This is a genomic window from uncultured Actinobacillus sp. (genome assembly GCF_945915845.1).
Lineage (GTDB): Bacteria > Pseudomonadota > Gammaproteobacteria > Enterobacterales > Pasteurellaceae > Exercitatus.
The window spans coordinates 55,437-67,354 of sequence record NZ_CAMEFX010000005.1 but is presented as its reverse complement, the minus strand read 5'-3'; the positions used below and the strand labels follow the sequence as shown (position 1 = coordinate 67,354).

Annotated in this window: 11 protein-coding genes, 3 tRNA genes and 1 pseudogene; 11 read left to right on the top strand and 4 right to left on the bottom strand. The window is 39.6% G+C overall.

Features of this window, described 5'->3' with window-relative positions; genetic code table 11:
- Positions 1 to 220: pseudogene (locus tag Q0O89_RS02910) on the top strand (transposase); the annotation flags it as partial.
- A 145-nt stretch (positions 221 to 365) separates the two neighbouring features.
- On the opposite strand, the gene trxA reads toward Q0O89_RS02910, so the two are convergent.
- Together trxA and Q0O89_RS02900 are read right to left on the bottom strand one after the other, a co-directional pair.
- Positions 366 to 689 carry a thioredoxin TrxA gene (gene trxA, locus Q0O89_RS02905; RefSeq protein ID WP_293730263.1) on the bottom strand — a complete coding sequence of 108 codons (324 nt, stop codon included), beginning with the start codon at positions 687 to 689 and terminating at the stop codon, positions 366 to 368.
- 146 nt (positions 690 to 835) lie between these two features.
- Positions 836 to 1,945: a methionine biosynthesis PLP-dependent protein gene (locus Q0O89_RS02900; protein ID WP_293730262.1), complete on the bottom strand. Its 1,110-nt coding sequence runs from the start codon at positions 1,943 to 1,945 to the stop codon at positions 836 to 838.
- A gap of 246 nt (positions 1,946 to 2,191) precedes the next feature.
- Between Q0O89_RS02900 and Q0O89_RS02895 the strand changes: the two genes are divergently transcribed.
- The 4 genes from Q0O89_RS02895 (at position 2,192) to Q0O89_RS02880 (ending at position 3,745) form a co-directional block, all read left to right on the top strand.
- Positions 2,192 to 2,267: transfer RNA gene (locus Q0O89_RS02895), tRNA-Gly, on the top strand.
- A gap of 25 nt (positions 2,268 to 2,292) precedes the next feature.
- Positions 2,293 to 2,379: transfer RNA gene (locus Q0O89_RS02890), tRNA-Leu, on the top strand.
- Positions 2,380 to 2,452: 73 nt separating this feature from the next.
- Positions 2,453 to 2,526: transfer RNA gene (locus tag Q0O89_RS02885), tRNA-Cys, on the top strand.
- 127 nt (positions 2,527 to 2,653) lie between these two features.
- Positions 2,654 to 3,745 (top strand): metallophosphoesterase, encoded by a 1,092-nt coding sequence (locus Q0O89_RS02880; RefSeq protein WP_293730261.1) that lies wholly within the window; start codon positions 2,654 to 2,656, stop codon positions 3,743 to 3,745.
- Between the two features lie 112 nt (positions 3,746 to 3,857).
- Here Q0O89_RS02880 and epmA read toward each other — a convergent pair whose 3' ends face one another.
- Positions 3,858 to 4,826 carry an elongation factor P--(R)-beta-lysine ligase gene (epmA, locus tag Q0O89_RS02875; protein ID WP_293730260.1) on the bottom strand — a complete coding sequence of 323 codons (969 nt, stop codon included), beginning with the start codon at positions 4,824 to 4,826 and terminating at the stop codon, positions 3,858 to 3,860.
- A gap of 284 nt (positions 4,827 to 5,110) precedes the next feature.
- Here epmA and frdA point away from each other — a divergent pair, with 284 nt between their 5' ends.
- The 5 genes from frdA (at position 5,111) to manA (ending at position 9,798) form a co-directional block, all read left to right on the top strand.
- The gene (gene frdA / locus Q0O89_RS02870; protein WP_135709779.1) at positions 5,111 to 6,907 is read left to right on the top strand and encodes a fumarate reductase (quinol) flavoprotein subunit; all 1,797 of its coding nucleotides are present in this window, start codon (positions 5,111 to 5,113) and stop codon (positions 6,905 to 6,907) included.
- Positions 6,908 to 6,919: 12 nt separating this feature from the next.
- Positions 6,920 to 7,687 carry a succinate dehydrogenase/fumarate reductase iron-sulfur subunit gene (locus Q0O89_RS02865; RefSeq protein ID WP_135709778.1) on the top strand — a complete coding sequence of 256 codons (768 nt, stop codon included), beginning with the start codon at positions 6,920 to 6,922 and terminating at the stop codon, positions 7,685 to 7,687.
- Between the two features lie 12 nt (positions 7,688 to 7,699).
- Positions 7,700 to 8,089 (top strand): fumarate reductase subunit FrdC, encoded by a 390-nt coding sequence (gene frdC, locus Q0O89_RS02860; RefSeq protein WP_273318557.1) that lies wholly within the window; start codon positions 7,700 to 7,702, stop codon positions 8,087 to 8,089.
- A gap of 12 nt (positions 8,090 to 8,101) precedes the next feature.
- Positions 8,102 to 8,446, top strand: coding sequence for a fumarate reductase subunit FrdD (gene frdD, locus Q0O89_RS02855; RefSeq protein ID WP_293730259.1), 345 nt, complete (start codon positions 8,102 to 8,104; stop codon positions 8,444 to 8,446).
- A 158-nt stretch (positions 8,447 to 8,604) separates the two neighbouring features.
- Positions 8,605 to 9,798: a mannose-6-phosphate isomerase, class I gene (gene manA, locus Q0O89_RS02850; protein WP_293730258.1), complete on the top strand. Its 1,194-nt coding sequence runs from the start codon at positions 8,605 to 8,607 to the stop codon at positions 9,796 to 9,798.
- Positions 9,799 to 9,924: 126 nt separating this feature from the next.
- On the opposite strand, the gene Q0O89_RS02845 is transcribed toward manA, so the two are convergent.
- A complete protein-coding gene (locus Q0O89_RS02845; protein ID WP_273397330.1) occupies positions 9,925 to 10,317 on the bottom strand; it encodes a helix-turn-helix transcriptional regulator in 393 nt (130 codons plus the stop codon).
- 146 nt (positions 10,318 to 10,463) lie between these two features.
- Here Q0O89_RS02845 and Q0O89_RS02840 point away from each other — a divergent pair, with 146 nt between their 5' ends.
- Positions 10,464 to 11,864: a hypothetical protein gene (locus Q0O89_RS02840; protein WP_293730257.1), complete on the top strand. Its 1,401-nt coding sequence runs from the start codon at positions 10,464 to 10,466 to the stop codon at positions 11,862 to 11,864.
- Positions 11,865 to 11,918 lie beyond the last annotated feature (54 nt).

Here is an 11,918-nt window from a genome sequence, read left to right as displayed (position 1 = left end):
TAAACATCGGAATGTAAGAAGTGCTTATCATAGTTTTAAACGTTATATGGATTATCTATTTACCTATGAAAAGTATGGCGATTTAAATATCGAAAAAACGACAAATAGACTTGAAAACTTATTTGGACAACTTAAGGAGAAATTATCCCATCATGCAGGCTTAACGAAGAAACATAAGATTATGTTTATAAAGGATTTTTTAAATAAAAAGAGTTGCTAAGAATAATTAAAAATATTCATTAGCAACCACTTTGTCATATAGGCATAGTTTTCACGAAATTAGCAACCATTTTGTCTACTATGCCTTTTTTTCATCTCACCAATAATGAAAAATCCCGAGATTATCGGGATTTTTCTAAAGGTAATTATAACGCTTGATTCACAAAGCTTGCCAATTGACCTTTTGGTAACGCACCAACTTGAGTTGCTACCACTTTACCTTCTTTGAAAAGTAATAAAGTCGGAATGCTGCGAACACCAAATTGGGCTGGTGTGCCTTGGTTTTCATCAATGTTCATCTTAACAATTTTAACTTTGTCACCATATTCAGCCGCCAAATCTTCTAAGATTGGCCCCACCATACGGCAAGGACCGCACCATGGTGCCCAAAAATCTAATAATACAGGGACATCTGAATGTAATACGTCAGTTTCAAATGACGCGTCTGTTGCATGTAATACTTCTGCCATTTTTATTTCCTTTTTGTTAAATGCTCTCTATAAATAAGAGTAAATTAGTTAATTTCAAGTGCTATTTTCACTTGGTTGAAAACGATATTAAATTTAACCGCGCTTTCGGTCAATTTATTAGTGCAATTTGCAAAACCTTATTTCGCTTATTTCAATTGTGCAAAAGCTTGTAATAAGTCTGCTTTAATATCTTCAGGATCTTCCAAGCCTACTGAAAAACGCAATAAATCGTTGGTTACCCCACGAGCGATACGCTCAGCTTCAGGAATATCCATGTGAGTTTGCGTTGACGGATAAGTAATAAAGCTTTCTGTGCCACCTAAACTTTCTGCAAAAGTAATTAATTTCATCGCTTTCAAGAATGTGTTTACCCATTGTTCATTTTGCAAACGGAATGACAACATACCGCCTTTATCTGCATAAAGTACGTCTTTCACCTGTGGTTGTTCAGCCAAGAATTTTGCAATTTCGCGCGCATTATCTTGATGACGTTTCATACGTAAAGAAAGAGTTTTTAAACCACGAATGGTTAACCAAGAATCAAACGGTGATAACACAGCGCCGGCACCATTTTGAATATAAAATAAGCGGTCACATAATTCCTTACCTTTAGCAACCACAATACCAGCCAATACGTCATTATGACCCGCAATATATTTTGTCGCGCTATAAATTGTAATATCCGCCCCTTGATCCATTGGTTTAAACAATACAGGGGTTAAGAAAGTATTATCCACGATCAACAATAAATTGTGCTTTTTCGCTACTTTTGAAATTGCCGCCACATCACATTCTTGCATTAATGGGTTTGATGGAGTTTCAACAAAAATAGCTTTTGTGTTTGGTGTAATTGCCGCTTCAATGGCTTCAATTGAACTGGTATCCACATAAACAGGTTTAACGCTATTGTTGTTTTTATATAAGTAATCCAATAAACGATAAGTACCACCATAAACATCACTAGAAACAAGCCATTCATCCGGTGCAGTAAATAATGTCATTAACACTTGAATCGCCGCCATACCTGACGCAAAAGCAAATGCCGCATCACCACCATCTAATTTTGCCATGGTTTCTTCTAATACCACACGCGTTGGGTTTTTCGTACGCGTATAATCAAATCCTGTACTTTCACCAATGCCATAATGCCCATAAGCCGTAGAAAGAAAAATCGGTGTAGAAACAGCACCTGTGCGAGAATCGGTTCGATTACCAGCCTGTGCTAATAAAGTATCGAGTAAATATTCTTTTGTCATTGGTTTCACCTAAGTTTGCATATAGTTAAATAGAAAGAATGACGTGCATTGTGGCATAAAGTGCGGTCGGATTAAAGGATATTTTTAATCGCTTATAATTTCGCTTATTTTTGTCTTATTTTTAGCTGATCTGCATTTTTTATAAGCAAACAAAAAGAATTTTGCATTTTTTTGAAATTTATTGTTGACACAAAATCGAAAATCCGTAGAATGCACATCCGTTGACAGCGACAAGCTGAAAACAACGCGGGAATAGCTCAGTTGGTAGAGCACGACCTTGCCAAGGTCGGGGTCGCGAGTTCGAGCCTCGTTTCCCGCTCCATTCTTAAATCAAGAAAATGCGTTGTGCCCGAGTGGCGGAATCGGTAGACGCAAGGGATTTAAAATCCCTCGCCTTTCGGGGCGTGCCAGTTCAAGTCTGGCCTCGGGCACCATTTAATACAATGTATTAAATAAAAAAACAGCACCGAAAGGTGTTTTTTTATATCTAAGCGCAACACTTTCCATGGCGTGTTAGCAAAGCGGTTATGCACTGGATTGCAAATCCATGTAGATCGGTTCGACTCCGGTACACGCCTCCATTACTCAACGTATAAATATTCATAACGCCGTAAATTATCATCAAAATACAATAACCCAAAGATATTTGCGAAGCGTAAAAAACTCACCTATACTTTCGCGCACATTTCTTTTTCAATCTTAATATTTATGGAATTTCGTTATTACATTATTTTTGCGGTAGTTGCAGTTGTGTTACAACTATTCTTATTTATTTTTGACCGCACTTTGCGTTGGCTATTAAAAAATAAACTCAGTAAAACATCGCTTTTGGGGCTTTCTCTTTTTGCGTTTTTAAGTATAAATGCCGTTATTTTACTTACCATTTTCCGTATTTATCCTAATTTCCGTTTAAGTGCTTGGATTCTTGCATTTTTACTCTACAGTAGTTTTGCCAGCTTAAGTTGCTTTATTCTCTTCAAGCTTGGAAAACAATGGCAAAACTCAACAAAATTTAACTGCACTTTGCGCCTGTTCTACCCTATTGTTCTTGCAGGTTTATTTGGTTTGAGTATTTATAATGCCTACACACCAAAGATATTGCATTATCAAATACAACTTAACAAGCCATTACCTTCCTTACGTATTGGTGTAGCAAGTGATTTTCATTTAGGGACACTGTTTGGTGGAAAGCAAATGGATGAACTGGCGGCAATTTTTAACCGCGAAAAAGTGGATTTAATTTTATTACCTGGGGATATTATGGACGATAATGTCAACGCCTATTTAGCGGAAAAAATGCAACCCCATTTAGCAAAATTGAAAGCACCGCTTGGGGTATATGCCACGTTGGGCAATCATGATTTTTTTGGCGATAAAATCCGCGTTGTACAGGAAATTCGCCGCGCAGGTTTGCAATTATTGGAAGATGAAAGTGTGGTCGTAAATCATCAATTTGTCCTTATTGGACGAAATGATGAAATGGCGGTTAATCGTCCTGAAACCAAGACCTTGCTTCAAACGGTGGATACCAAGATGCCGATTTTTTTAATGGATCATCGCCCTACTGATGTGATGAAACATAGCCAATTACCTATTGATTTACAGGTGTCAGGGCATACGCACAAGGGGCAAATTTTTCCTGCCAATTTATTTACCATGTTGATGTATGATTTGGCCTATGGTTATAAACAACTTGGCAATGGGCATTATTTTGTCACTTCGGGCTATGGCTTTTGGGGAATTCCATTGCGATTAGGATCGCAATCTGAAGTATTGATTATTGATGTCATTGGAAAATAACAAAACATAAGTCTTGTGCAGTAAACGCTGGAATGTCTTATGGTTCGACAAGCTCACCAACCGCCATTCCAGCTTTGTGCAAGTACTAAATAACACTTTTTTTGACCGCACTTTAGGCGTTATTAATGCCAAATGACATCACGTCTTCAATTTGCTCAGCCCCCAAGGCAATCATCAATAAACGATCCACCCCCAATGCCACGCCGGAGGTATTCGGCATACCTGCTTGTAACGCGGCTAATAGGCGGTAATCAATTGCGCGTTGCGGTAAGCCATATTTTTCGCGCTGACAATTATCTTGTTCAAAACGGCGTAATTGCTCTTTGGCATCCGTTAATTCATGGAAACCATTGGCAAGCTCTAAGCCTTTGTAATAAAACTCAAAACGTTCCGCCACGCGGTGATCTTCTGAGCTAATTTGCGCCAATGCCGCTTGTGTTGCAGGGAAATGATAGATGGCAACCGGACGGTCTTGCCCAATCTTAGGCTCTACAATTTCACTAAATAAAAACTGCAGTAACGTATCCCGTTCTTCGTCATCATCACACATAAAATGATGCGCTCTGGCGATTTCCACTAACTTAGCTCGCTCAACAGAAAGCGGATCTACGCCGACATATTCTTGGAAAGCAAACTGATAACTCATACTTTCCGCCGCGGGACAATCTAAAATCGATTGTAATAAATCATCCACTTCGTTAATTAAGCGATACATATCAAAGTGCGGTCGATACCATTCCAACATAGTGAATTCTGGGTTATGGCGGCGCCCTGCTTCTTCATTACGAAAAACTTTGCAAAGTTGGAAAATCGCCCCGGAGCCTGCGGCAAGCAAGCGTTTCATATGATATTCCGGGCTGGTATTCAGCCAAAGGGTTTTAGATTGTTCGCCTTGTGGGGCAATAAATTCTGTACTAAAAGTAGACAAATGCAAATCGGTAACACCAAATTCGCTGAGAACGGGTGTTTCCACCTCTAACACGCCGCGGTCACTAAAAAATTGGCGTATTTCGCGTATAATTTTGGCGCGTTTTAACAAGTTATCAATACTGGCTGACGGTTGCCATTGCTGTTCTGACATAATGATTCTCGGCTAATAAAAGTATGGCTATTTTAGTGAATCGCTGTGGGTTAATCAATTTATCTGCCCGCTCTTTACTTTTAAATTATCATTTTTCATTCAAAGAAAATCCATTTTTTGCGTTAGATCACAAAAAGAGAAATTAATTAACAAAATAGTAAAAAAGGGGTAGAAATTCAGAAGATTTATAGCGAAAATAGTAGCGTGATAGAGAAGCGCGGTTGAAATACGCCGTATTTTATCATCATTTTCTTTTTTACTATTATTGATTGGAGAAAAATATCGTGCAAACTGTTAATGTCGATATTGCGATTGTGGGTGCAGGTGGTGGCGGTTTACGTGCAGCGATTGCGGCTGCGGAAGCTAACCCAAACCTAAAAATCGCTTTAGTATCAAAAGTTTATCCAATGCGTAGCCATACCGTAGCAGCAGAAGGTGGTGCGGCAGCGGTTATCAAAGATGAAGATAGCTATGACAAACACTTCCAAGACACTGTTGCCGGTGGTGACTGGTTATGTGAACAAGATGTTGTTGAATATTTCGTACAACATTCCCCTGTTGAAATGACACAATTAGAGCGTTGGGGTTGCCCTTGGTCTCGTAAAGCAGACGGTGATGTTAACGTACGCCGTTTCGGTGGTATGAAAATTGAACGTACTTGGTTTGCAGCAGATAAAACCGGCTTCCATATGCTTCATACCCTTTTCCAAACTTCCATTCAATTCCCACAAATTCAACGTTTCGATGAACACTTCGTATTAGACATCTTAGTAGATGATGGTCACGCACGTGGTTTAGTGGCAATGAATATGATGGAAGGCACATTAGTGCAAATCAACGCCAATGCGGTTGTTATCGCAACAGGTGGTGGTTGCCGTGCATTCAAATTCAACACAAACGGCGGTATCGTAACAGGTGACGGCCTTTCAATGGCATATCGTCACGGTGTTCCACTTCGTGATATGGAATTCGTTCAATATCACCCAACAGGCTTACCAAATACAGGTATCTTAATGACCGAAGGTTGTCGTGGTGAAGGTGGTATCTTGGTGAACAAAAACGGTTACCGTTACTTACAAGACTATGGTCTAGGCCCTGAAACACCAATCGGTAAACCGGAAAACAAATATATGGAATTAGGTCCACGTGACAAAGTTTCACAAGCGTTCTGGCAAGAATGGAAAAAAGGTAACACACTCAAAACCGCAAAAGGCGTTGATGTGGTTCACTTAGACCTACGTCATTTAGGTGCAGACTACTTACATGAACGTTTACCGTTTATTTGTGAATTATCAAATGCTTATGAAGGTGTTGACCCGGTTAAAGAACCAATTCCGGTACGCCCTGTTGTTCACTATACCATGGGTGGTATCGAAATTGACTTCAACAGCGAAACACGTATCAAAGGTTTATTTGCTGTGGGTGAATGTGCCTCTTCAGGTCTTCACGGTGCAAACCGTTTAGGTTCTAACTCATTGGCAGAATTAGTGGTTTTAGGTCGTGTTGCAGGTGAATACGCGGCACAACGCGCAGTTGAAGCGCAACCTGCGAACCAAAGTGCGGTTGACGCACAAGCTAAAGATGTGGTGAAACGTTTAGAAGATCTTTACAACCAAGAAGGTACTGAAAACTGGGCGGATATCCGCGAAGAAATGGGTACGGCAATGGAAGAAGGTTGTGGTATTTACCGTGATGAAGCAAGCATGCAAACTGCGGTGAATAAAATCGCTGAATTGAAAGAGCGTTATAAACGTATCCGTATCCAAGACCGTTCAAGCGTATTTAACACCAACGTGCTTTATACCGTTGAATTAGGTTACATCTTAGACGTAGCACAATCTATCGCAAACTCTGCGATTGCACGTAAAGAATCTCGCGGTGCGCACCAACGTTTAGACTACACAGAGCGTGATGATGTGAACTACTTAAAACACACATTAGCATTCTACAACGGCGATGATGCACCACGCATTGATTACAGCCCGGTGAAAATCACGAAATCGCAACCGGCGAAACGTGTTTACGGTGCTGAAGCTGAAGCTCAAGAAAAAGCAGCAAAAGAAGCTGCACAAAAGGCATAAGGAGACGCAACAATGACGAATCAAGTAATGAACGTAGAAATCTTGCGTTACAATCCTGAAACTGACAAAGAGCCGCATTTGACAACCTATCAAGTGCCTTACGATAACCAAACATCATTATTAGATGCGTTAGGTTATATTAAAGACCGCTTAGAACCTGAACTATCTTACCGCTGGTCTTGCCGTATGGCGATTTGTGGTTCGTGCGGTATGATGGTGAACGGTATTCCTAAGTTAGCCTGTAAAACTTTCTTACGCGACTATAGCGGTCATATGCGTATTGAAGCTTTGGCAAACTTCCCAATTGAACGCGATTTGGTTGTAGATTTAAGTCACTTCATTGAAAGTTTAGAAAGCATTAAACCGTATATCATCGGTAACAAAATGCCTGAATTAGACGGCAAACCGCATGAAAATACAGAACTTGCGAAAAGTCGTACTAAACAAACACCAAAACAGTTGGAAAAATACCGTCAATTCTCAATGTGTATCAACTGTGGTTTATGTTACGCAGCTTGCCCACAATTCGGTTTAAACCCGGAATTCGTAGGCCCTGCAGCATTAACAATGGCTCACCGTTATAACTTAGATAACCGTGATAATGGTAAAGCAGAGCGTATGCCAATTATCAATGGTGAAAACGGTGTGTGGTCTTGTACATTCGTAGGCGCGTGTTCAGAAGTTTGTCCGAAACACGTAAACCCTGCGGCAGCGATTAACCAAGGTAAATTGGAAAGCGCGAAAGACTACTTAATCTCAATGTTAAAACCAAAAGCATAAGCGGGGAATACTATGAGCGAATTAACAAGTAAACGTAAAAAATACGTACGCGAAATCACCCCGACTTGGTGGAAAAGTTGGGATTTCTACAAATTCTATATGTTGCGCGAAGCCACCGCACTTCCAACAGTGTGGTTCTGCTTAGTGTTGCTTAAAGGTGTATTTGCGTTAGGTTCAAACACCTTTGAAACAGGATTTGTTGAATTCTTACAAAATCCGGTTGTGGTGATCTTAAACTTAATTTCACTTGCCGCATTATTGTTACATGCATTCACCTTATTCAATATGACAGGTGAAGTAATGTCCGGTACCACAGGAATTAAAGCTGATGTGATCAAAAAATCACTTCAAGGTTTATTTGTGGTTGTTTCAATCCTTGGCTTAGTATTAGCCTTTATCTAGGGAGCAAAGAATATGAGCTATCAAAATCCACAACGCTCTAACGAGCCACCTGTATGGTTGATGTTTAGTGCCGGCGGTATGGTGAGCGGTCTTGCGTTCCCTGTATTAATTCTAATCCTAGGCGTATTATTACCATTCGGTATGATTAGCCCTGAAGGTATTATCGCATTTGCCCATCACTGGTTCGGCAAATTAGTCATCTTAGCATTGACTATTTTCCCAATGTGGGCTGGCTTACACCGCGTTCATCACGGTATGCACGATATTAAAGTGCATGTTCCGGCAGGCGGCTTCATCTTTTACGGATTAGCGGTACTTTACACTATTGTAGCCATTTGGGGCGTAGCGGCGATTTAATCATCATCCAATACAAAGGGCATAATGAAAATATTATGCCCTTTTTTATTGGTCAAAATACAACAAAATTTCACCGCACTTAACGGGATTTTTCCGCGCAATCTCACCAATTCTGATACAATACCAGTCCAAATATTTCATCATAAATAGGACAAAAAATGACGGGAATTTATAAGCTAACGGGAACATTACAAAATTACGTTTGGGGCGGTGAAGATTATCTTCCTAACTTAATTCACTTTAATAAAGAACCAAACACACAATACGCAGAATGGTGGCTGGGTGCGCATGTTTCTTCGCCATCACAAATCGAAGTCAACGGCACAAATCAGTCTTTAATTGAATTTTTGAAGCAAAATCCAACCGCACTTGGCGAACAAAGCCGTCAAACGTTTGGGGATGAGCTACCCTATTTACTCAAAATTCTTGACGTAAAAGCTCCACTCTCTATTCAACTTCACCCAACTAAAGCCGAAGCCGAACTCGGTTTTGCCGCTGAAAATGCGCGTGGTGTTGATTTAAAAGATCCAAAACGAACTTATAAAGACAACAACCATAAACCCGAAATGATGATCGCGTTATCTGATTTCTGGTTATTACACGGTTTCAAACCTAAAGCTCAAATTTTGGCAACCTTACGCGAAAAAGCCCATTTCTCCGAGCTTGCGGATCAATTAGAAAAACAAGATTTACACAGCTTCTATGCCAACATTATGCAAGCGGATCAAGCTCAACTCGAAGCTTGGTTAAACCCTATTTTTGCGTCAAGAAAACAAGAAGATCTCTCGCCTGAAAACCCTGATTATTGGGTGCTTTACTGCCGTGATGCAATGCAAATCCCCGCAGATAAATTAGATGCGGGTTTGATGTGCTTCTATTTATTTAATATCGTTCACGTCCCACAAGGACAAGGCATTTACCAAGATGCAGGAATTCCACACGCCTATTTACGTGGTCAAAATATCGAATTAATGGCATGTTCAGACAATGTCATCCGCGGTGGCTTAACACCAAAACACGTGGATATTCCGGAATTACTCAAAATTGTAGATTGCCGCGAAGTCATCCCGGAACTCATCCCGGCCGCCCCACAAGGCAACGGCTCCCATGACTACTGGACACCTGCGAAAGATTTTGCCTTAGAAAACGTGAATTTTGCGCCGAATTTCAATATCCAATCTACTGCAAAAAATGCCACGATTTTATTTGTGATGGAAGGCAAACTAGAAATTCGCGCTAATTCAACCGCACTTGAACTCACGCAAGGACAATCTGCCTTTATTTGCGCTGATACCAATTATCAAATCATCGGCATTGAAAAAGGTTATTGCGTACTTTCCAAATTACCTTAAACATACAAAAGGGCGAATTTCCATTCGCCCTAAAGCCTCTATCCCCTATGTAAGTAATATTGCGTTCCTTTTTGCCGCAATAGTTGAATTACTACTATTAAGCATTTTAACTTGCCATAAATTTCATTATTCATTGGCTTTTGTTTTTAACAACGTGATAATTTCTTTCAATGCCACAATTTCCTCATTTTTCTGCATTAACATTTCATCTTTGTGCGCTATTGTCAGCTTTAATTTTTCAATTTCAGCAGTAAGGTTTTCAGGATTCCCATAATAGTTTGTGTTATTGGCATGTTCATTCATTAAAAACAGAACCCCTTTTCCTTCACTATGCATCAATTCTAATATGTCAATATTAAGGATTTGGGCAATCTGTTCAAGTTTATGCAAATTAAGCTTGGTTTCACCACGTTCAATTTTAGCGTAACCATTCGTTGACATATTCATTTTTGCCGCCATTTCTTCTTGTGACCATTGATTCATTTCTCGCATCATACGAATTTTCTCATTAACACTCACAAACTCCCCTCCATTGATTTGTCCACCCACAAATTGAGTGGTTTCGCCACACTATCTGTTGTTAGCGGAAGATTAAGTCTACTTTTAAAATAGCTCGTATTTTACACATATTTTTATTAAATAACACATTAAAATGAGGTCTTTCTATGCGTTTGTCAGTTAAAACAGCAGCAATGGCAATTTTAGTTTCATTAGGTGTCACAGCTTGTAGCTCGGGCGGTGGTGGCGGTGGTTCATCTGCACCAACGAATAATCCAGAACAAGCAAAACAAATCGAAGCATTGAAAAAACAGGTGGAAGTAGAGCAACAAGCGGTTAAATCTGCACAAAATAGTGCAAATGAAGCAACCGAAAAAGTAAAAGCAGTAGAAGCGGCTAAAGCTAAGGCTGAAGCTGAATTGGCAAAAGCACAACAAGCGTTAAAAAATGCAGAAAATGCCACTGCGGCAGAAAAAGCGAAAGCTCAAGCAGCAGCGGATAAAGCTGCAAAAGATCTTGCAGCTGCGCAACAAGCACTAAAAAATGCTGAAAATGCAACTGCTACAGAACAAGCAAAAGCCCAAGCCGCAGCGGATAAAGCCGCTAAAGATTTGGCAAAAGCTCGAGAAGATATAGCTAAATTAGAAGCTGAGTTATCCCCTTATCTTGAAGAGGCTAAACGTAAAGCACAAGAAGAAGCAGAACGTCTTGCAGAAGAACAACGTAGATTAGAAGAAGCTCAAAAAACATTTACTGCGGAGAGTTCGACTTGGCGACATACTGGCGAAAATAATAATGCTCGTTCAAGATATTTTTTACCTAGCGGTGATCATTTTGAATGGTTAGGAAATGATACTCAGAGTGGGTTTGATAGAGTTATGGCAGACAAAATTAATTTCTATGAAGCTCCGACTGATGATGAAGTTCATGCTTCAAAGATTACTGCTAAGGGAATTAGCCAACGTTTGCAAAATGGTAATATGGAAGATGTTGCTACAAATTTAGGTGAAAAAGGAACTATCTATTTTGTAAATCAACCTTATTCTACCTATGCTAGTTGGGTTGGAAATGGCGGTACAATTCATAATTCTAATTTCGGGCTAGATTATGAGCTATCATACACTACGGGAGAAATAAAAAGTAAATCAGGTTTTGTGGCGCTACAAACTGAAAATACTGCAGAATTTATTACACAAGGAAATTCTGCAACATATAAAGGCAAGGCAATTGAAACTGGATATATAGAGAAAGAAGATAATGCTGGTATGAAAACTTATACTCCATATCAATCTGTCGGTAATCTTACTCTTGATGCTAATTTTAAAACTGGAGTTGTTTCAGGAAATATTCAAAATTTGAAATCAGGAAACTATGATCTAAACAATGGTAATATCGTATCATCAAATGATGCTGTTGTATTTAGCGGTACGGTTAGTCAGCAAAATTCTGTTTTAAATGAATATAGTTATATAGGATATTTTGCAGGACCAAATGCAGAAGAAGCTGTAGGCATTGTAACTTATACACCAAATACACATACGATTAGTTTCGGAGGCAAACGTCAATAATCAATCGTAGGATATAAATTCACCCCACACATTAACAAGTTTTCTGTGTGGGTT